Source organism: Bradyrhizobium sp. Unk1, from assembly GCF_059512345.1.
In genome coordinates, this window is the sequence record NZ_JCAMOP010000022.1 from 46,554 (window position 1) to 68,949 (window position 22,396).

The following is a 22,396-nucleotide window of genomic DNA, read 5'->3' on the forward strand; positions in this document are numbered from 1 at the left end:
ACCTCGGGGGCTCCCGGAACGGTTCCGTCGGCAGCATAAGAAGAAAGGGTTGGAATCGTGACGACAGCGTCTTCGGCGGACCATCCGACACGCCGTGATTTCTTATTCGTTGCAACGGGGGCAGCTGCAGCAGTAGGGGGCGCAGCTGCGCTCTGGCCCTTCATCTCTCAAATGAATCCCGATGCGTCGACCATCGCCGCCGGTGCGCCGATCGAGGTCGACCTCACCCCGGTCGCCGAGGGACAGGACATCAAGGTGTTCTGGCGCGGCAAGCCGATCTATATCAGCCACCGCACCAAGAAGCAGATCGACGAGGCACGCGCCGTCAACGTGGCGAGCCTGCCCGATCCGCAGTCCGACGAGGCCCGGGTCAAGCCGGGCCATGAGCAGTGGCTGGTCGTGATCGGCATCTGCACCCATCTCGGCTGCATCCCGATCGCTCATGAGGGCAATTACGACGGGTTCTTCTGCCCCTGCCATGGTTCGCAGTACGATTCGTCCGGCCGCATCCGCCAGGGGCCCGCGCCCGCGAACCTGCCGGTGCCGCCGTACCAATTCGTTTCCGACACCAAAATCCAGATCGGCTGAGCTTCGGGCCTTCGCCCGAAGCTTCGCGCCGTCTCGTCGTACTATTTCCTCAGGATCGCATCATGAGCGGACCATCCGACTACCAGCCGAGCAATCCGGCCCTGCAATGGATCGAGCGACGTCTGCCGATCATCGGTCTCGTCCATTCCTCCTTCGTCGTCTATCCCACCCCGCGCAACCTGAACTATTGGTGGACCTTCGGCGCCATCCTCTCCTTCATGCTGGGGATGCAGATCCTGACCGGCGTGGTCCTGGCGATGCACTACACGCCGCACGCCGATCTCGCCTTCAAGTCGGTCGAGCTAATCGTCCGTGACGTCAATTACGGCTGGCTGCTGCGCAACATGCATGCCTGTGGCGCGTCGATGTTCTTCTTCGCGGTCTACGTCCACATGCTGCGCGGCCTCTATTACGGCTCTTACAAGGAGCCGCGCGAGGTGCTGTGGATCCTCGGCGTCATCATCTACCTCCTGATGATGGCGACGGGCTTCATGGGCTACGTGCTGCCGTGGGGCCAGATGAGCTTCTGGGGCGCCACCGTCATCACCAACCTGTTCTCCGCCATTCCCTATGTCGGCGAGAGCATCGTGACGCTGTTGTGGGGCGGCTATTCGGTCGGCAACCCGACGCTGAACCGCTTCTTCTCGCTGCACTATCTGCTGCCGTTCCTGATCGCTGGCGTCGTCGTGCTCCACGTCTGGGCGCTGCACGTCGCCGGCCAGAACAATCCTGACGGTGTCGAGCCGAAGACGGAAAAGGATACGGTGCCGTTCACGCCGCACGCGACCATCAAGGACGGGTTCGGTGTCGCCTGCTTCCTGCTGCTCTACGCCTGGTTCATCTTCTACATGCCGAACTATCTCGGCGACGCCGACAACTACATTCCGGCGAACCCGGGCGTGACGCCGCCGCACATCGTGCCGGAATGGTATTACCTGCCGTTCTACGCGATCCTGCGTTCGATCCCGAACAAGCTCGCAGGCGTGATCGGGATGTTCTCGGCGATCATCATCCTGTGCTTCCTGCCCTGGCTCGATGCCGCCAAGACCAGGTCGTCGAAGTACCGGCCGCTGGCCAAGCAGTTCTTCTGGATCTTCGTCGCGGTCTGCATCCTGCTCGGCTATCTCGGCGCGCAGCCGCCGGAAGGCATCTACGTGATTGCCGGCCGGGTCCTGACGGTCTGCTATTTCGCCTACTTCCTGATCGTGCTGCCGCTGCTCTCGCGCATCGAGACGCCGCGGCCGGTGCCGAACTCGATCTCGGAGGCGATCCTGGCCAAGGGCGGCAAGGCGGTGGCCTCGGTCGCCATCGCGCTCGTTGCCGCCGGCGCGCTGTTCCTCGGCAGCCTTCAGGACGCTCGCGCCTCCGAAGGCAGCGACAGGCCGCCGGGCAACAAATGGTCGTTCTCCGGCCCTTTCGGTAAGTACGACCGCGGCGCGCTCCAGCGCGGCCTGAAGGTCTACAAGGAGGTCTGCTCGAGCTGCCACGGCCTGTCCTACATCGCGTTCCGCAACCTCGCGGAAGCCGGCGGCCCCGGCTATTCGGTGGCGCAGGCGGCGGCGTTTGCCTCCGACTACAAGGTCAAGGACGGCCCGAACGATGCGGGTGACATGTTCGAGCGCCCGGGCCGGCCGGCAGACTATTTCCCCTCGCCATTCCCGAACGAGCAGGCGGCCCGCGCGGCGAACGGCGGTGCGGCGCCGCCCGATTTGTCGCTGATCACCAAGGCGCGCTCCTACGGCCGCGGCTTCCCCTGGTTCATCTTCGACTTCTTCACCCAGTACCAGGAGCAGGGCCCGGACTATGTCGCGGCGGTGCTCCAGGGCTTTGAGGACAAGGTGCCTGAGGGCGTGACCATCCCGGAAGGCTCCTACTTCAACAAATACTTCCCGGGCCACGCCATCAAGATGCCGAAGCCGCTCAGCGACGGCCAGGTGACCTATGACGACGGCTCGCCGACCACGGTCGCGCAATATTCCAAGGACGTCACCACGTTCCTGATGTGGACCGCCGAACCCCACATGGAAGCGCGCAAGCGCCTCGGCTTCCAGGTGTTCGTGTTCCTGATCATCTTCGCGGGCCTGATGTACTTCACCAAGAAGAAGGTCTGGTCCGACTCCCACTGAGTGGATCGAGACGAAAATGAAGAGCCCCCGCAAGGGGGCTTTTTTGTTGGACACGAGCGTGTGTTGATTGGCGCGATTGCCTATCGCTCGCTCAAACGCCAAAATACCGCCAACCGCTCCCCCAGAAACTCATCGGAGGACACCATGGGAACCGCCATCACCTTCAAGCGCCCGGACGGCAAGGACGCCTCGGGCTATCTCGCCAACGCCGCGCGCGGCAACGCGCCGGGCGTGGTCGTGATCCAGGAATGGTGGGGCCTGTCGGACCAGATCAAGGGCCTGTGCGACCGCTTTGCGCTCGCCGGCTTCGATACACTGGCGCCCGATCTCTACAAGGGCAAGGTGGTGCCGTATCACGACATGGACGCCGCCGGTAAGGAGATGAACTCGCTCGACTTCATGGACGCCACCACGCAGACCGTGCGCGGCGCCACGCAATACCTGTCGCGCAACGGCGCCAAGGTCGGGCTAACAGGGTTCTGCCTCGGCGGCGCCGTCACCATCATCGGGGCGACCAAGATTCCGGAGCTTGCGGCCGGCGTCGTATTCTACGGCATCCCGCCGGAGCAGGCGGCCAAGCCCGCCGACGTGAAGATCCCACTCCAGGCCCATTTCGCCAACAAGGACGACTGGTGCACGCCGCAACTGGTCGATGCCTTTGAAAACGGCATGAAGGCCGCCGGCAAGTCGCTGGAGCTGTTCCGCTATGACGCCGAACACGCCTTCGTCAACGAGCAGCGCCAGGCCGTGCACGACCGCGAAGCCGCCGAGCTCGCCTGGGGCAGGGCGATCAAGTTCTTCGCAAATCATCTGGGCGGCAACAGCGCAGCTTAACCAACCCGTAGCCCGGATGGAGCGAAGCGTAATCCGGGGCCGTCTCAACGTGGCCGAACCCCGGATTGCGCTACGCTCCATCCGGGCTACGGCGCCGGGGCCACCCTTGACGCCGTCCCCGCGCCATGGTGAGTATCGGCCCCATGAGCACCGCCGTCCGCCCAGCCCGTCTTTGGTGGCGCACCTCCTAAAGAGGTGGCCGGTGCGATTTCATTTCTCAAAATCGTCGAAGGTCGCCACGCAGTGCGGCGGCCTGATCGTTTGTCCTGTGTGGCGTTCCCTCGGCAAGTTTCGTAAGAGGACGACATGAACAGGACAGTCTTTGCCCTCCCGGCCCGAAGTGAGTACGTGACCCGCGGTGGTCTCGCGATCACGCGTGTGGCGGAGCAGTTCACCGGCGGCGCCAACAGGCTCGACGATCTCATCAACCTGCTCGACCGCCGCCGCGGCGTGGTTCTGTCCTCGGGCACGACCGTGCCCGGCCGCTACGAGAGCTTTGACCTCGGCTTCTCCGACCCGCCGCTCAAGCTCGAGACCACTGGCGTCAATTTCAAGCTGGAAGCGCTCAATGAACGCGGCCAGGTGCTGATCGCCTTCCTCGCAGACGTGCTGCGCGAGCCCTGTGTCGTGATCTCCGAGAAGAGCGCCACGCGGCTTGCCGGCCACATCATCCGCGGCGATGCGCCGGTCGAGGAAGACCAGCGCACGCGGCGCGCCAGCGTGATGTCGCTGGTACGCGATCTCGTCGCCGCCTTCTCCGCCAACGATGACGGGCTGCTCGGCCTGTTCGGCGCCTTCGCCTACGACCTCGTGTTTCAGATCGAGGACCTCGTGCAGAAGCGCGCACGCGAAAATGATCAGCGCGACATCGTGCTCTATGTCCCCGATCGCCTGCTCGCCTACGACCGCGCGACCGGCCGCGGCGTGGTGCTGAGTTACGATTTTGCGTGGAAGGGCAAGTCTACCGAAGGCCTGCCGCGTGAGACCGTCGAGAGCCCGTACCTCAAGACACCGCGTCAGGGTTTTGCCGATCACGCTCCCGGCGAATATCAGGCCACCGTCGAAACCGCGCGCGCGGCTTTCGCGCGCGGCGATCTGTTCGAGGCGGTGCCGGGACAGCTGTTCGCAGAGCCCTGCGATCGCTCGCCGGCGGAAGTGTTCCAGCGCCTCTGCGTCATCAACCCGTCGCCCTACGGCGCCCTGATGAATCTCGGCGAGGGCGAGTTCCTCGTCTCCGCCTCGCCGGAAATGTTCGTGCGCTCGGACGGGCGCCGCGTCGAGACCTGCCCGATCTCGGGCACGATCGCGCGCGGCACCGATGCGATCGGCGATGCCGAGCAGATCCGCCAGCTCCTGAATTCGGAGAAGGACGAGTTCGAGCTCAACATGTGCACCGACGTCGACCGCAACGACAAGGCGCGCGTTTGCGTGCCCGGCACGATCAAGGTCTTGGCGCGGCGGCAGATCGAGACCTACTCAAAACTGTTCCACACCGTCGATCACGTCGAGGGTATGCTGCGTCCCGGCTTCGACGCACTCGATGCCTTCCTCACCCATGCCTGGGCGGTGACGGTGACCGGCGCGCCAAAACTCTGGGCGATGCAGTTCGTCGAGGATCACGAACGCTCGCCGCGGCGCTGGTATGCCGGTGCGATCGGCGCGGTGAATTTCGACGGCAGCATCAACACGGGCCTCACCATCCGCACCATCCGCATGAAGGATGGTCTCGCCGAGGTGCGTGTCGGCGCCACCTGCCTGTTCGATTCCGATCCCGCGGCCGAAGACCGCGAGTGCCAGGTGAAGGCCGCAGCCCTGTTCCAGGCGCTGCGCGGCGATCCGCCAAAGCCGCTGTCGGCCTTCGCGCCCGATGCGACCGGCTCGGGCAAGCAGGTGCTGCTGATCGATCACGACGACAGCTTCGTGCACATGCTGGCCGATTATTTCCGCCAGGTCGGCGCCGACGTCACCGTGGTCCGCCATGTGCATGCGCTCGACATGCTCAAGCGGAAGAGGTGGGATTTGCTCGTGCTGTCGCCCGGACCAGGCAGGCCCGAAGATTTCGGGATCAAGAAGACCATCGATGCGGCGCTGGAGAAGAAGCTGCCGGTGTTCGGCGTCTGTCTCGGCGTGCAGGCGATCGGCGAATATTTCGGTGGCGAGCTCGGTCAGCTCACGCATCCCGCGCACGGCCGGCCCTCACGGGTGCAGGTGCGCGGCGGGCGCCTGATGCGCAATCTACCGAACGAGATCGTCATCGGCCGCTATCACTCGCTCTATGTCGAGCGCGACAGCATGCCCGAGGTGCTTGACGTCACCGCCAGCACCGAGGACGGCGTCGCCATGGCGCTCGAGCACAAGACGCTGCCGGTTGCCGGCGTGCAATTCCACCCGGAATCGCTGATGTCGCTCAGCGGTGAGGTGGGCCTGAGGATTGTCGAGAATGCGTTCCGGCTGGATGCGCGCGTTGATTGAGAGGCACCAATGACCTTTGACCACGATCTGAAGGCGAGCGTCCGCACCATCCCCGACTATCCCAAGCCGGGGATCCTGTTCCGCGACATCACGACCTTGCTCGCGGATGCGCGCGCGTTCCGCCGCGCGGTCGACGAACTGGTCAATCCCTGGGCCGGCAACAAGATCGACAAGGTCGCCGGCATGGAAGCGCGCGGCTTCATCATCGGCGGCGCGGTGGCGCACCAGCTCTCCGCCGGCTTCGTGCCGATCCGCAAGAAGGGCAAGCTGCCGCACACCACCGTGCGCATCGCTTACTCTCTCGAATATGGCATCGACGAGATGGAGATGCATGTCGACGCGATCCGGCCCGGCGAGCGCGTGATCCTGGTCGACGATCTCATCGCCACCGGCGGCACTGCGGAGGGCGCGGTGAAGCTGCTGCGCCAGATCGGCGCCAATGTGGTCGCCGCCTGCTTCATCGTCGATCTGCCCGATCTCGGCGGTGCCGCCAAACTGCGCGCAATGGACGTGCCGGTGCGCACGCTGATGACGTTCGAAGGGCATTGAGTCGCTTTGGCGTAGATGATCAGGATAGCGCCAGCCGGACGGCAGTGACAAAGGAGCTATTGCAGCTTGTGCCGTCACTTCATTTTTGCTTACTGCTACTTTAGGTAGAAAGAGAATATCCCAGAATACCCCAATTGAGGTCTACGCCAAATGCTCACCGTCTACGGCCGCAAATCGTCGTTCAACTTACAGAAGGTGATGTGGCTGATCGGTGAGCTCGGCATCGTGCACAAGCATGTCGAACTGGGAGGCTCGTTCGGGGGGCTGGATACGGCAGAATTCCTGGCCATGAACCCGCATGGCCGTGTTCCAGTGATTGATGACGCTGGCGTCATGGTCTGGGAGTCGCACGCCATCTTAAGGTATCTTGCGGCCAAATACTCTTCCGAAACTTCGTTCTGGAAGACGAATCCGGCTGAGCGGGCGACGGCAGATCAATGGATGGACTGGTCGCAAACCGCGTTGCAGCCAGCATTCATGATTGGCGTATTTTGGGGCTGGTACAGGACGCCCGAAGCACAGCGCAATTTGGCTGCGGTCGACAAAGCTCTGGAACAAACCAGCCGTTGTCTGAAACATATCGACCATCAGTTGAACGGCCGGTCTTTCATGCTGGGAGACCGCCTATCACTTGCCGATATTCCGATAGGGACCCACCTTTATCGCTACCTTAATCTTGACCTTCCGCGTCCGAACTTGCCGAACGTTGAGCGCTGGTATGAGCGGCTGCAATCGAGGTCCGCCTACCGTGAGCATGTGTGCGTACCATTCGACGAACTCTACGGCCGGCTTGATTTTTGATTTGCACGTGAGGGACTATGGTCAAGGGAGGCGATGCCCATGGCGATCCTCACGCGGCTGGAACCCAATTGGACAATTCGGCCATTCCGACTTGGCGACGCGCCAGGGGCTCGGCGGCTCATCGAGGCCGCTTGGCATGAGCATTTTGATGGCCACCCGGACTCCTTTGTACGGGACTTCATCTATTCGCGTTTGTCGGACGTCGACAACGCGGAAACCGTGTACGTCGATCGGGCTCTCTTTTTGTGTGCGGTCGCCGAAAGCGCAATCATCGGCACCGGTGCGATCAAATGTTTCGATGATCGAGAGTGCGAAATGGTTCGCATGTTTGTCGCCCCAATCTACCGTGGTCGCGGAATCGCACGGGCTATCGGAGATGGACTTATTAGCTTTGCCCGCAGCGCGGGATACGATCGCATACGCTTGTCCAGCAACAACTCGCTGACGGACTCGCATCGTCTGTACGAAAGGATGGGCTTCCAACCCACGGCCCCTTGGGACCCGGGTGGTGAAACTTATTCACGGTACTACGTCCTCCGCATATGAAAGACCAATATCGTTCTGATCGCCGATCCCTCCCATCATGTGAGCGCGCTACGTGCCCGAAGAAGGCTTTCCTGGCGTCGCATCTCGCATGCAGCGAGTTGAAACGAGAGACCTACTACCGCCATGCCTCCTTCGCGACAGATTGCGCCGGCGCGCGACCTCAGGGCAAAGCGGACATGGCTTATCGTCGCGTCATGCCGACGAATTTATGGGTACACTGCCTAGATCGCCTCGGCCTTCAATGCGGACCGCCAATGCAGCATGCGCTCCTTCAGGAGCGCGTTCCTGACGTAGTCCGTTTCCTCATGTTCCAGCCGCTCGCATTCACCGAACGTCAGGCCAGCCTCGCCATGCGCGTTCCAGGCGGCCTGGAGGGTAGGGCAGGTGTGGCTGCCCTGGCGCAGCGAGAACCAGATGCGGTTCTGGATGGTCTGCAGGTTCGGCGCCTGGCCGACCCAGGCCTCGCCCGATGCCGCACAGCGGACGACGTAGATGCCCGCAATGGTCTTGCGCTCCTTGTAGGCGGCGACGGCTGCCTTCCGGTCGATGCTCACGGGGGTGGGACCTTGCTGCGAGGGATACCGATGTCCGCCTCTCAATAGGCCCGGTCCGGCTCGCAGTCAATATTGCCCGGGTAAAATTATCGCCTCAGGACCGTTGCAGGATCAGGCTGAGCTCGAGCTCGCGGAAGGCGAGGTAGTTCCGCCGGGTCCACTGGTGCAGCTCGGTGGAGGCGTCCTTCTCCTGACGCAGATAGCCGGTGAAGGAGAAGTTCAGCCGGTCGATATAGGTCTTGAGGAAGCCGGGCAGCGCGGGCAGGCGGAACAGCCGCCCGGTCGCCATCGCGGCCGGCAGCTCGCCGCGCACGACGTGCTCATTGTCCACCGTGATCAGGTTCACCCGGGGGATCTGCCCGCGCAGCATCTCATGGGCGCGGGCCGAGACGCGATCGGTATCGGCCACGAACAGGATCTGTGGTGCGACATGCCGGCGTGCTGCCTCCTTCAACAGGCCGATCTCGTCGGTCATCTTGAAGAACTCGTCGAAGGCGTGGAAGCCGAGGTCGATCACCTTGGCCAGCCCGTCATCGACGATGACGCGGTCCATCAGCTGCATCTTGCCGTAGGTGTCGATCACGTCAGCCGTTTCGGTGACCTTCGGCAGATAGTCGAGCAGCGACGGTTCCTTCAGGTTGACGTCGAAGGCCGCGACGTCGCCGTTCTTGAGCAGCAAAAATTCGCTCAACAGCCGCGCCAGCAGCGTCTTGCCGACCTGCGGGCGGGGCGAGCAGATGATGTAAAGGGGCGTCACGGGCATCGGCAGCTATATCAGGCGAACTCACCGCCCAATCCAGCCGTATCCGCCCGGGCTCTGCAACTATTTTTCGCTGTGGCGGGTGGCGGGTTTCGATCCGACGATGTCGGTCAGCCGGATCCGGTCGAACTCGCTCCAGACATTCGCCAGCCAGTGCCGGACATAGCCGCGCAGCACGAAGGAATAGTTCGCGGCCTCGTCGTTGATGCCCTTGTTGGCGACGAATTTCAGGAACGGGACGGAGGACACCTCGACCTGCTCATAGGCCATTTCGTTGAGCTTGGGGATGGTCAGCTCGGTCGCGTCCTTGATGCGGTGGAAGTAGGAATTGTAGGTCGCCTGGTCCCACTGGAAGAACTGGGTGTCGTTGATGAAGTTCTTCACCAGGAAATATTTTGCGCCGCCCATGAAGCCCGCGGTCTCGGCGATTTCGTCGAGCGACGCGATCGAGGGGCCCAGGATGTGGAACACCGCGAAGGTGATCTGGCCGGCCTTGGCGGCGTCGAGGAAGCCGATGTCGCGCAGCGAGGCCAGCGCCGGCGAGAGCAGGCCGGCGCGGACGTCGATCACGGTCACCGACGGGCTCGCCGCGTTGAGCGTGTCGAAGATCTTCATCTGGTCCGAGGTCGTCATCATGTCGACGATCTCGGTGATCTCGGGGTGGAAGCGCTTCAGGGTTCCGCGCGGCGACTCCGTGTCGAAAGCGCGCGTCGGTACGTTGTTGGCGGAAAAATAATCGAGCAGGGTGCGCGACACCGTGGTCTTGCCCACCCCGCCCTTGTCCGCGCCCACCACAACCACTGCCGGCTTTGCCATTTCTGTCCCCTAACGCGCCCTCCGATTGCGCCTTGCAATCGGTCGGGCCCCAAATCGATGTCCCAAGGATGTCCCAAGTCTGCTGTTGGGCGCGAACATGGCAGAAACAAGGGAGAATTCAAATCCTCGGCCTATGGTTGTGGCAATTTCCGAGGTTTTTCCCAATCGCAACGCAGCTCTTCGCAAGTCGCTTAAAATCCCGCCCTTTTAAAATCCCGCCGTTTAACGATGGCCCCAAGGACCCATCGGATTGCCGGCTGCAGTTCCGGAGGGTGCGGGTACGGGCGGCGGACCGGACGAGCCGCCTGCATCGTCCCAAGGCCCCTGGCGCAACGGCGGCGGGCCGTCCTGCCGCTCCACCTGTGCCTCAGGCTCGTCCGCCTCGTCGGGCGGCGGCAGCGGGCCGGGATCATGGCCGCCGGCGAACTTGACCAGCGCGTCGACCCGGGACTGCACCGAGGGATGGGTCGCGAACAAATCGGCAAAGCCCTCGCGCGGATTGTCGACGCAGAGCTCCATCACCGCCGAGGTCGCGCCCAGCAGCTCGCCGCGGTTCTCGATCTTGCGCAGCGCCGAGATCATGGCGTCCGGATTCTTCGTCAGCTCGACCGAGCCTGCGTCGGCGAGATATTCGCGCGAACGCGACAGCGCGAGCTTCACCACCTGCGACAACAGCCACGCCACCACGATCAGCACGACCGCGATGATGATCACGATCACCGCGCCGCCGCCGGAGCTCTTGCTGTCGCTCGATGACGAGGACGATCGCGACGATGAGGACGAGCCCGACGACCACGAGCCGCCGGAGCCGGAGCTCCAGTTGAAGCTCGTGAACAGGCGGAAGAACAATTCGCCGAAGAAGCCGACCACGCCGGCGATGATGACGGCGACCACCATCAGCTGCACGTCGCCGTTCTTGATGTGGGTCAGCTCGTGGCCCAGCACCGCCTCGATCTCCTTGTCATCAAGCGCATTGAGGAGACCCGTGGTCACGGTGATCGAATATTGCCGCGGATTGAGGCCGGTCGCGAACGCGTTCAGCGCCGGGCTCTCCATGATCTTCAGCTTCGGCATCGTGATGCCGCGCGAGATGCAGAGGTTTTCGAGCAGATTGTAGAGCCGCGGCTCTTCCTGCCGGGTGACGTCGTGGCCGCCGGTCACGGCATCGATCATCGACTGGTGGAAGAAATAGGCGATGACGATCCAGACCGCCGCCGCGATCGTCGCGAACGGCGCGGCGACGATGAGGTCGTGGAAAGCGCGGTTCAGATAGTAGGCGACAGTGCCATTGCTGTTGATGACGACTTCGGCGACCAGCGCGCCGGAATAGACCAGCACGTAGACCAGCATGAACAGGCCGGCGAGCAGCAGCATCGAACGAAACTTGTTCGAGGCGATGTGCGTGTAGAGACCATACGCGGCCATGACGCGATGCCCTGCCGGCCTATCGGCTCAACTCAGAACTTCACCTGCGGAGCGGCCTCGACCTCGGTGCGGCTGGCGCCGAGATCGAAGAAGTCCTTCTTGGTGAAGCCGAACATGCCGGCGAACAGGGCGGCGGGCATCTGCTGGATGCCGGTGTTGTACTCCTGGACCGCGTTGTTGAAGAAGCGGCGGCTCGCCGCGATCTTGTTCTCGAGGTCGGAGAGCTCACTGGCGAGCTGCTGGAAGTTGGCGTTGGCCTTGAGGTCCGGATAGGCCTCCGACAGCGCGATCAGCCGGCCGAGCGCGCCGGAGAGCTGGTTCTCGGCGGCGGATACCTGCGCCGGCCCCTGCGCCGACATCGCCGAGTTGCGCGCCTTGATGACGTCGTCGAGCGTGCCGCGCTCATGCGAGGCATAGCCCTTCACCGTCTCGACCAGGTTCGGGATCAGGTCGTGGCGCTGCTTGAGCTGCACGTCGATGTCGGCAAAGGCCTGGCCGACGCGCTGGCTCAGCGCCACCAGCCGGTTGTAGGCGCTGAACGCCAGGAACACGAGGACGACGATGACGCCGAGAACGATCCAGCCGGTCGACATGGAGAACTCCTGAAGGGGGAAGAAGGCGGGCGCAGCCTAGACCAAATTGGCGCAGGACGAGAGCCCGGCGCAGAGGAAGGTAAGACTTGGTCGAATGGGGAACCATCCGAGTTCAAGGCAAAAGCGTCCGACGAAGTTAACTTTCGGCAATGACCGCGTCGCCCCAGCGCCAGCGCCGGGCGCTTGCATAGGCGGCCTTGTCGCGCCGCGGGACCTTGGTGATGGCGAGGCCGCCCTCCGTGCAGAGCTTTGCGGTGATCTCGGCCTTGCCGACATCCGGCGGCGCCAGCAGGCGCGCGGCACGTGTTGTGGGCGCCGTCCGGGTCAGGGCGATGTAGATGAAGCGCTCGTCCTCGAACGGCACGTCGGCGCCCTTGATCTGGCGGTGCGCTTGCGAGCGCGGGAGGCGCTGACTGAAATGGCACCAGTCGGGCGCGACGAGCGGGCAGGGCTTCTCGTGCGGGCAGGGCGCGGCGACATAGGCGCCGAGCGCGATCAGCTGCTGGCGCAGCGCGAGGATGCGCGCGTAGCCGGCCGGTGTGCCGGGCTCGATCACGACCAGCGCGTGGCGCGCTTTCGCCCACATCGTTTCCGCCAGCTTGCGCTGATCGGTCTCGCTGAGCTCGCCGATGACGTAGCTCGCGACGACGAGATCGGCTTGCGAGGCCTCGACGAGGTTGGTGCCGGCATCGCCCGGCAGATAGCGGCAATCAGCGAGACGCGTGCTGTCGCGCGCCAGCTCGAGCGCGAGACGGCTGAGCGTGGCGTTGGCGTCGAGCAGGGTAAAATCCTGCAGCGACGGAAAGGCCTCAGCAGCGGCCCAGCTCGCGGTGCCCGGGCCCGCGCCAACGTCTAGCAGGGTTTCCGGGGCGAGGTCCGGCGCCATCTCGGTCAGCGCATTCAGGCTGGCGGCCACGGCCGCATAGGTCGCCGGCATCCGTGCCAGCGCGTAGGCGAGTGCATCGGCGTCGGACTTGATGGTGCCGGAGGTGCCCCCAGCGCGATAGGTGGTCGAGATTTTTTGCGAGCGCTGTGCGGCGTCGGTGCGGGAGAAGCCCTGAAGCTTGCCGTCGAGGGCGGCTTTCAGTTCGGCGGGGAGGGTGGGTGAGATCATCTTTGCCCACCGTCATTCCGGGGCGCGACGAAGTCGTGAACTCTGATGCGCAATTGCGCATCAGAGAAGTTCGAGATTGTGGCGCGAGATTCCGGGTTCTCGCTTCGCGAGCCCCGGAATGACGCCAGAGATATCACGCCACGTTCTGGTCGAGGATGTCCACCGCCTCTGACAGGCTCACCGACACCAGTTGCGAGACGCCGCGTTCGGCCATGGTGACGCCGAACAGCCGGTTCATCCGCGCCATCGTGATCGGATTGTGCGTGATGATGATGAAGCGGGTGTCGGTCGAGCCGGTCATCTCGTGCAGCAGGTTGCAGTAGCGCTCGACGTTGTGGTCGTCGAGCGGTGCGTCGACTTCGTCCAGCACGCAGATCGGCGAGGGGTTGGTGAGGAACACCGCGAAGATCAGCGCCATCGCGGTCAGCGCCTGCTCGCCGCCCGAGAGCAGCGACAGCGTCTGCGGCTTCTTGCCTGGCGGCTTTGCGATGATCTCGAGACCGGCTTCGAGCGGGTCGTCGCTCTCGATCAGATGCAGCGCGGCCTCGCCGCCGCCGAACAGCTCGACGAACAGGCGCTTGAAGTGGTTGTTGACGACCTCGAACGAGGTCAGGAGCCGCTCGCGCGCTTCCTTGTTGAGGCTCTGGATGCCCTGGCGCAGCCGCTTGATGGCTTCGACGAGGTCATCGCGCTCGGTGACGAGGCCGGTGTGCTGGGTCTCGACCTCGCGCAGCTCTTCCTCGGCGCGCAGGTTCACCGCACCCAGGCGCTCGCGGTCGCGGCGCATCTTTTCGAGGTCTTCCTCGATGTCGTGCAGCGGCGGCAACTCGGCGCCGGGCTCAATCTCGGCGAGGCCGGCAACGGCCTGCGGCTCGACCTCCAGCATGTCGCGGATCTCGCGCTCGATGTCCTCGAGCCGGCGCCGTGCGCCTTCCATGCGTTCCTCGGCGCGCGCGGTGGCCTCGCGGGAGCTGGAGAGCGCCTCGAGGGTCAATTTCGCGACGCGATCGGTTTCGGCCATCGCGGTCTCGGCCGAGGCGAGCGCGTCGGCGGCCATGCGGCGGTCGTTTTCCGCGTATTCGATCTCCGTGATCAGCGCGCTGCGCTTCTCGGCGAACACGGCGGGCGCGTTTTCGAGATCGCTGCGCTCGATCGAGACCTCGGTGATGCGGGTCTGGATGGTGTCGATGTGAGAGGCCGCGCTCTCCTTGCGGTTCTGCCACTCGGTGCGCTCGGCCAAGATCGCCTGCACACGGCGGTCGGCGAGTTCCGCCTCGCGCGCCAGCGCCTGCGCCTCGGCGCGGACCTGGGCGGCCATGCGGCGATGGCCCTCGATGTCGCTGCGGACGGCGGCGAGACGGGTCTCGGTGTCCTCGCTCGACGGCAGCTCGGTGATGCCGGCTTCGGCATATTCGTACGCGGCCTCGGCCTCGGCGCGGTCGGCGGCGATACGGCTATGGGCTTCCGACAGCGTCGCCTTGCGCGCGGCGCGGCGGCTGATCTCGCGCTCGGCGGTGGCATGGCGCTCACGCGCGACGTTCACCTCGCGCTGGGCGGCGCGCCAGGCCTCGCGGCTCGCACCCTCGGTGCTGGCGGCCATCTGCAGCTCGGACTCGGCATTCTCTAGCGCCTGACGCTTGATCTGCGCGTCGATGCGGGCCTGCTCCAGCTCGTTCTCGATGTCGACGAGGCGGGCGCGCTCGGCGAGGCGCCGCGCCGCGCCGGTCGGGGCGTGGGCCGCGGCGACAAAGCCGTCCCAGCGCCAGACGTCGCCTTCGGGCGAGACCAGCCGCTGGCCGGTCTTGAGCTGCGAGACCAGCTCGGCGCCGCGCTCGCGCGGCACCACGCCGATCTGCGCCAGGCGGCGCGCCAGCTCGGCGGGCGCCTGAACGTGGCTCGCGAGCGGTACGACGCCCTCGGGCAGCTCCGGATCGCCGTCGGTGACGCCGGCATTGGTCCAGCGCATCGGCGCGGACGGATCGACCGGCGCATCGAGATCGTCGCCGAGCGCTGCGCCGATCGCCTTCTCAAAGCCCTTGTCGACGGTGATGCCGTCGATGATCGGCGGCCACAGATTCTTGGTCTCGCCGTTGACGATCTTGGAGATCGTGCGCGCTTCGGTATCGAGCCGCTGCACGCGCTTGTCGGCTTCGACGAGCGGCGAGCGCGAGGATTCCAGCGTCTGGCGCGCGGCAACATGCGCGGCTTCGCTCGCCTGGGCCGCGGCTTCCGAAGCAGCAAGGGTCTGCTCCGCGTTCTCGACCGTTGCGGTCAGCTCGTCGAGATCGCCGAAGCCGCCGGTCTCGTCGGCAAGCTTCTGCTCCTCGGCCGCGACATTCGAAATCTCCTGGTCGAGGCGGGCGAGCTTGTCGCGATGGGTGCGGACATTGGCTTCGAGTTGGTTGCGCTTGGCGGTGAGGTCGGCGAGCGCCGTGGTGAGCTCGGCGAACTGGTGCTCGGTTTCAGTCAGCACCGCCTCGGCTTCGCCGACGCGCTCGTCGACGCCGGAGCGCTTCTCGACCCGCGACTTGATCTCTTCCTTCAGCTCGGAATCTTCGGTGTCGAGCCGCTGGAGCGCGACGTCGGCGTCCATGGTCTGCTGCTGGGCGCGCGAGATGTCGCCCTCGAACTGGGCGAGGCGCCGCTCGAGCTCGGCGACGCGCTCCTTGGCGCGCTCTTCCTCGCGGTCGAGCAGCTCGCGCGCATTGGTCAGGCGCTGCAGCCCGGCCGCGGCGCGCGCTTCGGCATCGCGCAGCGCCGGCATTTCGGCGGCGCGGATCGCCTGGATGCGGGCGGCTTCGGCCTGATGCTGGGTGCGCTCGGCCATCTCGCGAACCGCGAGATCATGGGTCTGGCCGGATTCGTTGACGTCGGCATGCGCGCCGATCCAGCGCAGGTGGAACAGCGTCGCTTCCGCCTTGCGGACCTTGGCCGCGACCTCGCGATAGCGCACGGCCTGACGGGCCTGCTTCTTCAGGCCTTCCATCTGGCCGGCGAGCTGGCCGATCACGTCCTCGACGCGGGTGAGGTTGGTTTCGGCGGCCTTCAGCCGCAACTCGGCCTCGTGGCGGCGGGCGTGCAGGCCGGCGACGCCGGCAGCATCTTCCAGCACGCGGCGGCGCTGCTCGGGCTTGGCCTGGATGATCTCGCCGATCTTGCCCTGGTGGACGAGGGCGGGCGAACGCGCTCCGGTGGCAGCGTCGGCGAACAGGATCTGCACGTCGCGCGCACGCACGTCGCGGCCGTTGATGCGATAGACCGAGCCCGCCTCGCGCTCGATGCGGCGGGAGATTTCGAGCAGCTGGCTGTCGTTCATCGCCGCCGGCGCGGTGCGATCGGTGTTGTCGATCGTCATCGTCACTTCGGCGTGGTTGCGCGCAGGACGGTTGCCGGAGCCGGCGAAGATCACCGCGTCCATGTCGGCCGCGCGCAGCGACTTGTACGAGGTTTCGCCCATCGCCCAGCGCAGCGCCTCGACGAGATTCGACTTGCCGCAGCCGTTGGGGCCGACCACGCCGGTCAGGCCGGGCTCGATGACGAAGTCCGTGGCCTCAACGAAGGACTTGAAGCCGTGAAGGCGCAGGCGGGTGATTTTCATAAGCACGCATCTCTGTTGGCAGGCGCGAATCCCCTGCCGGGACAATACCATGGAAGGCAATGTCACTCTCTGGGTGAGTCGCGCGAGGCGCCTCATGCGGTCGGACAATGGCCGCGGTGCGCCGCGAGGGCAACCGGCGAAAGCCGCTTTTCCCAAGGGATTTATGCCGGGAAAGATACGGCTTTTGAGATGCGAATCAGGCGTTGAGCGGGGAAAATCAGCTCTTCAGCAGCGGATTGATCTTCTTGGCGAATTCATCGAACGAGGCTTCGCCCTTGATCTTCTCGCCGTTGATGAAGAAGGTCGGCGTCGAATCCACCTTCAGAACGTCGCTGGCGTATTTCTGGTCGGCGGCGATCTTGTCGAGCAGCGCCTGGTCCTTCAGGCAGGCCTCGACCTGCTGCTGGGTGAGGCCGGCCTGCTTGCCGATCCGCGTCAGCGTCTCCGTGGTGTTCTTCAACACCCAGTCGTTCTGCTGGCGGAACAGCATGTCGGTGACCGCGAAATATTTCGGCGCGTCGTCCTTGGCGATGCAGCGCGACAGCATCGAGCCGGCGGCGGCTTTGATGTCGAGCGGGAACTCGCGGAAGATGTAACGCACCTTGCCGGTGTCGATGTATTCCGACTTGATCTTGGGGAACACCTGCTCGTTGAACGCCGCACAATGCGGGCAGGTCATCGAGGCATATTCGGTGATGGTGACGGGGGCGTCCTTGGGGCCGAGTGCCATGTCGGGGAGCGACACGGGCTTGGCCACATCGGCGGCCGACTGCGCCATGGCCTCGTTGATGAACCGCAGCGGCGACAGCCCGGCGAACGCGGCAAGACCGGTCAGCGACAGCATCGTGTTGAAGGCGCGGCGGGTGATGATCAAGGTCGGCTCCCGAATTGATGTGGTCTCGCCCCAAGGGTCCTATTGAGTTCCCGTTCAGGCGGCCTGTCGCTAGCTTGAAACGTAGTTTGAGGCAATGGCGAGCGACAGGGACGGGTCCAGATTACCGGCGGAATGAGGCTCAATTTCGCTTGATGGCCGCCCCGAGCCGCGCCAGCGCTGTCTTCAATTCTTCATCTTCGATGTCCCCCAGGCTCTCCGCCACCTTGGCCACCGATTTGGGATCCGGCGGACCGGGCCGGACCGGCGGCCGGGCGCGCGACAGGGGGGCCTGGCGGAAGGCGAGCTTGCCGACCGCGCTCCAGCCGAAGAAGCGATTGACCCGCTCCAGGATCACGTCGGCGGAGTGCTGGATCTCCAGCGCCATCGGCCCCTCGACCCGCAGCACCAGGGTCGCCGGCTCCTGCGGCTGGCCCTCGACCGGCCGCGGCCATTGCATCTTCAAAGGCTCGGCATGGGCCGCAATCTCCGGCCCGGCAATCTGCGCCCATCGCGTCACCAGCTCGCGCGCGGCAAACCCCTGCTTGGCATAGGCCTCGGCAAAGACGTCGTTGAGCAGCAGCGAAAGCGGCTTGGCGCTGATGGGACCGGGTTTGGGAGGGAATTTGGACATGGACCCTTATAGCACTTCGGAGGGTAGGCCTCACCATTGGGAAGCGGTCCGCGAAGAAAGACGTGGATGCCCGCGATGAGGGTGGGCATGACGTGGAGAGGCCGGCGCGTTGCCGCTACACTGAGAGCATGAGCCCCAAATCGGCACTAAAGGCGAAATTGGAACCTGGTCAGGCGGGGACCTCATCGCGCCCGCTCGCGCTCCTCCAATGGTACGATCGCCACCGTCGCCGCCTGCCCTGGCGGGCTGCACCCGGCGAGACCTCGGACCCATACCGCGTCTGGCTGTCGGAGATCATGCTCCAGCAGACCACCGTGAAAGCCGTCGGCCCTTATTTCGAAAAGTTCGTCGCGCGCTGGCCGGATGTCACGGCGCTGGGGCGAGCGTCGCAGGATGACGTGCTGCGGATGTGGGCTGGCCTCGGCTATTACTCCCGCGCGCGCAATCTCCATGCCTGCGCGGTGGCCGTGACGCGCGAGCACGGCGGCGTGTTTCCGGACACGGAAGAGGGGCTGCGCGCGCTGCCGGGGATCGGGCCGTATACGGCGGCGGCGATTGCCGCGATCGCGTTCGACCGCCGCACCATGCCTGTTGACGGCAACATCGAGCGCGTGGTGTCGCGCCTGTTCGCCGTCGAGGAGGAACTGCCGCAGGCCAAGCCGCTGATCCAGCAACTGGCGGCGACGCTGCTCGCAGACTCTCGCGCCGGCGACGAGACGTCTCGCGCTGGCGACAGCGCGCAGGCGCTGATGGATCTCGGCGCCTCGATCTGCACGCCGAAGAAGCCGGCCTGCTCGCTCTGTCCGCTCAATGAGGATTGCACCGCGCGTGCGCTAGCGACGCAGGAAACGTTTCCGCGCAAGGCGCCGAAGAAGAGCGGAACGCTGCGGCGCGGTGCTGCCTTCGTCGTGACGCGCGGCGGCGAGCTGCTGGTCCGCTCGAGGCCCGAAAAAGGCCTTCTTGGCGGCATGACCGAGGTGCCGGGTTCGGACTGGCTGGCCGGCCAGGAAGACGCGACGGCAAAGCAGCAGGCGCCGGACCTGAAGGGGCTGTCGCGCTGGCAGCGCAAGCTGGGCGTCGTCACCCACGTCTTCACGCATTTTCCGCTGGAGCTGGTGGTCTACACGGCGGAGGCCGAAGCGCGCACGCGCGCGCCCGAAGGCATGCGCTGGGTGCCGATCGCGACCCTCGCCGGTGAGGCGCTGCCCAACGTCATGCGCAAGGTGATCGCGCACGCGCTGGATCTTTCAACGGCCGCGCGCTCCTGACAGTGCGCTGGCAGCAGCGCTACGCTATCAGCGCCCGATACGGAGGCTGCCAATGGTCAAGACCGCACTCGACAATTTTCCAAGGCCGCCCTGCGCCGAGCTGCTCGGATGGCGCCTGGTCGATGCCCGTCCGGAGGAGGGCTGGATCAGGCTCGCCTTCGAGGGCAAGCCCGAGTTCTGCAATCCGGCGGGCTTCATCCAGGGCGGCATGCTCTCTGCCATGCTCGACGACACCATGGGACCGGCCGTGCTGGTGATGAGCGAGGGCCGGCTCTACACCACCACGATCAGCATGACCGTGAATTTCCTCAGCCCCGCAAGGCCCGGACCGATCATCGGCGAGGCCAAGGTGACGCAGCTCGGCAAGACGATTGCGTTCGTCGAGGCGAAGCTGATGGCCGAAGACGGCACGGTGCTGGCGACGGCCAGCGCCAGCGAGCGGCTGCTGGAGGCGGCGAGGGTGGTGGGGAAATAGACTCGCTCTTTCTTCCTTCTCCCCTTGTGGGAGAAGGTGGCGCGAAGCGCCGGATGAGGGGTATGTCTCCGCGAATTCAAATGCGGATTGCACTCGCGGAGACAGACCCCTCACCAAAGTGAGCCCGCATCTGCCAGCGTCGCTGCCCTCTCCCACAAGGGGCGAGGGCGCATTCATGCACATCTCGCTTTGAGCGAGAGCCTCACACCCCCGCGCGCGCACCAGCGCTCACGATCGGCGGCTTCGCATTCAGCGCCTCGACCTGGAATCCCGCGACGCGCTTGTAGTTCGCGGCGATGTTTTCCAACTCCTGCTGCGACAGCACGTCGGTGACGACGCCGTAACCATCCGGCGCGCGCTCCTCGACGAGCTGCATCACCTGCTCGGGGCCGTTCTTGCGGTTGAGCAGGACGAGGTCGGTGGTCGCGGGCCTGCGCTCGGCCTCATAGGCGAGCAGCGCCGCGGTCGTCGGGCCATGGGCCAGGATCTCGCGGGTGATGGTGCGGGCATCGAGGATCGCCTGCGAGGCGCCGTTCGAGCCGATCGGGTACATCGGATGCGCGGCATCGCCCATCAGCGTGACCTTGCCAAAGGTCCATTGCGACACCGGATCGCGGTCGACCAGCGGATATTCATAGGCATGCGGGCAGTTCTTGATCAGGCCGGGCACGTCAAGCCAGTCGAACTGCCAGCTCTCGAACCATGGCAGAAACTCCTCCAGCCGCGCGGTGCGGTTATAATCCTCGCGGCGCCACTGATAGGTCGGCGGCATGTGGCGCTCGGCAACCCAGTTGATCAGATGGTTGCCCGCCGCATCGGGCGCCTTCGAAATCGGATAGCAGACGAATTTCAGGATCTCGTGCCCGGCCATGATCATGGTGCGGCCGGTGAGGAAGGCCTTTGACGGCGTGACGCCGCGCCAGAGGATGCGGCCGTTCCAGATCGGCGGTCCCTCCTGCGGATAAAGCTTTTCTCGCACGGCGGAATGGATGCCGTCGGCGGCGATCAGGATCGCGCCGTCGTATCTGCCGGCAGCCTTGCCGGTCGCCCTGTCGATGAAATCCGCGCGCACGCCGTTGTCCGTCTCGGTCCAGCCGGTCAGATGGTGGCTGGTCAGGATGTTCTCGCGGCCGAGCCGCTCGATCGCAGTGTCGAGCAGGAGCTGCTGGAGGGTGCCGCGATGGATCGAGAACTGCGGCCATTTGTAGCCGGCTTCCAGCCCGCGCGGCTCGCTCCAGATCGGCTTGCCGTGCTTGGAGAAATAGGCGAGCTCGCGCGTGCGTACGCCGCAGGCGTCGAGCTTGTCCATCAGCCCGAGCTCGATCAGCTCGCGCACCGCATGCGGCAGCACGTTGATGCCGACGCCGAGCGGCTTCAGTTCCGCGACGCTCTCGAACACTTTTGCGGGAACGCCGATTCCGTGCAGGCTGAGCGCAAGCGTCAGCCCGCCGATGCCGCCGCCGGCGATGAGTACGGTCATGACAAAACCCCTCCGATTGCGGGCGTCTTGGCACAGGCGGGCGGCGGTGGGCAACTGCGAAGAGCAAAAGCACGGAGAACGCCGTGCTATGGACCTGGCGGCCCGCAGCCGTTAGTTTCCAATTTTCCCATGAGGTCCGACATGCTCAAGCTCTACTACGCCACCGGCACCTGCGCGCTCGCCACCTACATGACCCTGGAGGAGGCCGGCGCCGACTACACGGCTGAACGGCTGAGCTTCAAGGATAACCAGCAGAACAGCCCGGACTATCTCGCGATCAATCCGAAGGGCCGCGTGCCGGCGCTGGTGACCGATCGCGGCGTGCTGACCGAGACGCCGGCGATGCTGGCCTACATCGCGCAGACCTTCCCCAAGGTGAAGCTCGCGCCGCTCGACGATCCCTTCGACTTCGCCCAGGTGCAGTCGTTTAATTCCTATCTCTGCTCGACCGCGCACATCAACCATGCCCACAAGATGCGCGGCGCGCGCTGGGCGACGCAGGAGAGCTCGTTCGCCGACATGAAGGCGATGGTGCCGAAGACCATGGGCGCCTGCTTCTCCTTGATCGAGCAGAAGATGTTCAAAGGTCCCTGGGTGATGGGCGACCAGTTCACGATCTGCGATCCCTACCTCCACACGCTCTCGCTCTGGCTCGAAGGCGACAGCGTCGACATCAATGCCACGCCGAAGATCGCCGATCACTTCAAACGCATGTCCGACCGCCCCGCCGTGCGCAAGGTGATGGACGCGCAGAAGGCGTAAGGCAGGGCGTCGGCTTCGTAGGGTGGGCAAAGGCGCAAAGCGCCGTGCCCACCATCTATCCGCGTTATGAAAGAAGTGGTGGGCACGCTTCCGCCTTCGCTCTTCGAGCTTCGGCGGACAAGCCGCTTTG

The 22,396-nt window shown here is 64.9% G+C and carries 20 protein-coding genes; 10 read left to right on the forward strand and 10 right to left on the reverse strand.

All coding sequences use genetic code 11. From position 1 onward, the window contains the following. Positions 1-57 precede the first annotated feature (57 nt). The 7 genes from petA to AC5ZFO_RS26715 all read left to right on the forward strand — a co-directional run bounded on the left by petA (position 58) and on the right by AC5ZFO_RS26715 (position 7,916). Complete coding sequence (gene petA / locus AC5ZFO_RS26685; protein ID WP_282524363.1) at positions 58-588, forward strand: ubiquinol-cytochrome c reductase iron-sulfur subunit; 531 nt, start codon at positions 58-60, stop codon at positions 586-588. Between the two features lie 62 nt (positions 589-650). Beyond that, positions 651-2,714, forward strand: coding sequence for a cytochrome b/c1 (fbcH, locus tag AC5ZFO_RS26690; RefSeq protein WP_282524362.1), 2,064 nt, complete (start codon positions 651-653; stop codon positions 2,712-2,714). Positions 2,715-2,858: 144 nt separating this feature from the next. After that, positions 2,859-3,548 carry a dienelactone hydrolase family protein gene (locus AC5ZFO_RS26695; protein WP_282524361.1) on the forward strand — a complete coding sequence of 230 codons (690 nt, stop codon included), beginning with the start codon at positions 2,859-2,861 and terminating at the stop codon, positions 3,546-3,548. A gap of 306 nt (positions 3,549-3,854) precedes the next feature. Then, positions 3,855-6,020, forward strand: coding sequence for an anthranilate synthase component I (locus AC5ZFO_RS26700; RefSeq protein ID WP_282524360.1), 2,166 nt, complete (start codon positions 3,855-3,857; stop codon positions 6,018-6,020). A gap of 9 nt (positions 6,021-6,029) precedes the next feature. After that, the gene (locus tag AC5ZFO_RS26705) at positions 6,030-6,569 is read left to right on the forward strand and encodes an adenine phosphoribosyltransferase (protein WP_014497384.1); all 540 of its coding nucleotides are present in this window, start codon (positions 6,030-6,032) and stop codon (positions 6,567-6,569) included. Between the two features lie 150 nt (positions 6,570-6,719). Continuing rightward, the gene (locus AC5ZFO_RS26710; protein ID WP_282524359.1) at positions 6,720-7,370 is read left to right on the forward strand and encodes a glutathione S-transferase family protein; all 651 of its coding nucleotides are present in this window, start codon (positions 6,720-6,722) and stop codon (positions 7,368-7,370) included. A gap of 39 nt (positions 7,371-7,409) precedes the next feature. After that, on the forward strand, positions 7,410-7,916 hold the full coding sequence (locus AC5ZFO_RS26715; RefSeq protein ID WP_282524358.1) for a GNAT family N-acetyltransferase: 507 nt from the start codon (positions 7,410-7,412) through the stop codon (positions 7,914-7,916). A gap of 221 nt (positions 7,917-8,137) precedes the next feature. Here AC5ZFO_RS26715 and AC5ZFO_RS26720 read toward each other — a convergent pair whose 3' ends face one another. The 9 genes from AC5ZFO_RS26720 to AC5ZFO_RS26760 form a co-directional block, all read right to left on the reverse strand. Then, entirely contained in the window at positions 8,138-8,470 is a 333-nt protein-coding gene (locus AC5ZFO_RS26720) for a GIY-YIG nuclease family protein (protein ID WP_282524357.1), read from the reverse strand. Positions 8,471-8,564: 94 nt separating this feature from the next. Next, positions 8,565-9,233, reverse strand: coding sequence for a hypothetical protein (locus tag AC5ZFO_RS26725; protein ID WP_282524356.1), 669 nt, complete (start codon positions 9,231-9,233; stop codon positions 8,565-8,567). A gap of 60 nt (positions 9,234-9,293) precedes the next feature. Then, positions 9,294-10,046, reverse strand: coding sequence for a P-loop NTPase family protein (locus tag AC5ZFO_RS26730; protein ID WP_071916170.1), 753 nt, complete (start codon positions 10,044-10,046; stop codon positions 9,294-9,296). A 222-nt stretch (positions 10,047-10,268) separates the two neighbouring features. Further along, complete coding sequence (locus tag AC5ZFO_RS26735) at positions 10,269-11,471, reverse strand: M48 family metalloprotease (protein WP_282524355.1); 1,203 nt, start codon at positions 11,469-11,471, stop codon at positions 10,269-10,271. Positions 11,472-11,503: 32 nt separating this feature from the next. Further along, positions 11,504-12,064: a LemA family protein gene (locus AC5ZFO_RS26740; protein WP_282524354.1), complete on the reverse strand. Its 561-nt coding sequence runs from the start codon at positions 12,062-12,064 to the stop codon at positions 11,504-11,506. Positions 12,065-12,200: 136 nt separating this feature from the next. Beyond that, entirely contained in the window at positions 12,201-13,178 is a 978-nt protein-coding gene (locus AC5ZFO_RS26745; RefSeq protein ID WP_282524353.1) for a small ribosomal subunit Rsm22 family protein, read from the reverse strand. Positions 13,179-13,311: 133 nt separating this feature from the next. Continuing rightward, positions 13,312-16,776: a chromosome segregation protein SMC gene (gene smc / locus AC5ZFO_RS26750; protein WP_282524352.1), complete on the reverse strand. Its 3,465-nt coding sequence runs from the start codon at positions 16,774-16,776 to the stop codon at positions 13,312-13,314. A gap of 217 nt (positions 16,777-16,993) precedes the next feature. After that, entirely contained in the window at positions 16,994-17,650 is a 657-nt protein-coding gene (locus AC5ZFO_RS26755; protein WP_282524351.1) for a DsbA family protein, read from the reverse strand. 139 nt (positions 17,651-17,789) lie between these two features. Next, positions 17,790-18,281: a DUF721 domain-containing protein gene (locus AC5ZFO_RS26760; protein WP_282524350.1), complete on the reverse strand. Its 492-nt coding sequence runs from the start codon at positions 18,279-18,281 to the stop codon at positions 17,790-17,792. A 128-nt stretch (positions 18,282-18,409) separates the two neighbouring features. Between AC5ZFO_RS26760 and mutY the strand changes: the two genes are divergently transcribed. After that, the gene (gene mutY / locus AC5ZFO_RS26765) at positions 18,410-19,549 is read left to right on the forward strand and encodes an A/G-specific adenine glycosylase (protein ID WP_282524349.1); all 1,140 of its coding nucleotides are present in this window, start codon (positions 18,410-18,412) and stop codon (positions 19,547-19,549) included. Between the two features lie 52 nt (positions 19,550-19,601). After that, complete coding sequence (locus AC5ZFO_RS26770; RefSeq protein WP_282524348.1) at positions 19,602-20,024, forward strand: PaaI family thioesterase; 423 nt, start codon at positions 19,602-19,604, stop codon at positions 20,022-20,024. A 202-nt stretch (positions 20,025-20,226) separates the two neighbouring features. On the opposite strand, the gene AC5ZFO_RS26775 is transcribed toward AC5ZFO_RS26770, so the two are convergent. Beyond that, a complete protein-coding gene (locus AC5ZFO_RS26775; protein WP_282521571.1) occupies positions 20,227-21,504 on the reverse strand; it encodes a flavin-dependent oxidoreductase in 1,278 nt (425 codons plus the stop codon). A gap of 141 nt (positions 21,505-21,645) precedes the next feature. On the opposite strand from AC5ZFO_RS26775, the gene AC5ZFO_RS26780 reads away from it, so the two are divergent. Continuing rightward, complete coding sequence (locus AC5ZFO_RS26780) at positions 21,646-22,266, forward strand: glutathione S-transferase family protein (RefSeq protein WP_282521570.1); 621 nt, start codon at positions 21,646-21,648, stop codon at positions 22,264-22,266. The last annotated feature ends 130 nt before the right edge of the window (positions 22,267-22,396 follow it).

Coding starts and splice junctions, on each gene's coding strand:
- AC5ZFO_RS26735 (WP_282524355.1), bottom strand. CDS start 11,471: ATGGCCGCGTATGGTCTCTACACGCACATCGCCTCGAACAAGTTTCGT.
- AC5ZFO_RS26740 (WP_282524354.1), bottom strand. CDS start 12,064: ATGTCGACCGGCTGGATCGTTCTCGGCGTCATCGTCGTCCTCGTGTTC.
- AC5ZFO_RS26700 (WP_282524360.1), top strand. CDS start 3,855: ATGAACAGGACAGTCTTTGCCCTCCCGGCCCGAAGTGAGTACGTGACC.
- mutY (WP_282524349.1), top strand. CDS start 18,410: ATGAGCCCCAAATCGGCACTAAAGGCGAAATTGGAACCTGGTCAGGCG.
- AC5ZFO_RS26705 (WP_014497384.1), top strand. CDS start 6,030: ATGACCTTTGACCACGATCTGAAGGCGAGCGTCCGCACCATCCCCGAC.
- AC5ZFO_RS26710 (WP_282524359.1), top strand. CDS start 6,720: ATGCTCACCGTCTACGGCCGCAAATCGTCGTTCAACTTACAGAAGGTG.
- AC5ZFO_RS26695 (WP_282524361.1), top strand. CDS start 2,859: ATGGGAACCGCCATCACCTTCAAGCGCCCGGACGGCAAGGACGCCTCG.
- AC5ZFO_RS26770 (WP_282524348.1), top strand. CDS start 19,602: ATGGTCAAGACCGCACTCGACAATTTTCCAAGGCCGCCCTGCGCCGAG.
- smc (WP_282524352.1), bottom strand. CDS start 16,776: ATGAAAATCACCCGCCTGCGCCTTCACGGCTTCAAGTCCTTCGTTGAG.
- AC5ZFO_RS26760 (WP_282524350.1), bottom strand. CDS start 18,281: ATGTCCAAATTCCCTCCCAAACCCGGTCCCATCAGCGCCAAGCCGCTT.
- AC5ZFO_RS26745 (WP_282524353.1), bottom strand. CDS start 13,178: ATGATCTCACCCACCCTCCCCGCCGAACTGAAAGCCGCCCTCGACGGC.
- AC5ZFO_RS26725 (WP_282524356.1), bottom strand. CDS start 9,233: ATGCCCGTGACGCCCCTTTACATCATCTGCTCGCCCCGCCCGCAGGTC.
- AC5ZFO_RS26730 (WP_071916170.1), bottom strand. CDS start 10,046: ATGGCAAAGCCGGCAGTGGTTGTGGTGGGCGCGGACAAGGGCGGGGTG.
- AC5ZFO_RS26715 (WP_282524358.1), top strand. CDS start 7,410: ATGGCGATCCTCACGCGGCTGGAACCCAATTGGACAATTCGGCCATTC.
- fbcH (WP_282524362.1), top strand. CDS start 651: ATGAGCGGACCATCCGACTACCAGCCGAGCAATCCGGCCCTGCAATGG.
- AC5ZFO_RS26775 (WP_282521571.1), bottom strand. CDS start 21,504: ATGACCGTACTCATCGCCGGCGGCGGCATCGGCGGGCTGACGCTTGCG.
- AC5ZFO_RS26780 (WP_282521570.1), top strand. CDS start 21,646: ATGCTCAAGCTCTACTACGCCACCGGCACCTGCGCGCTCGCCACCTAC.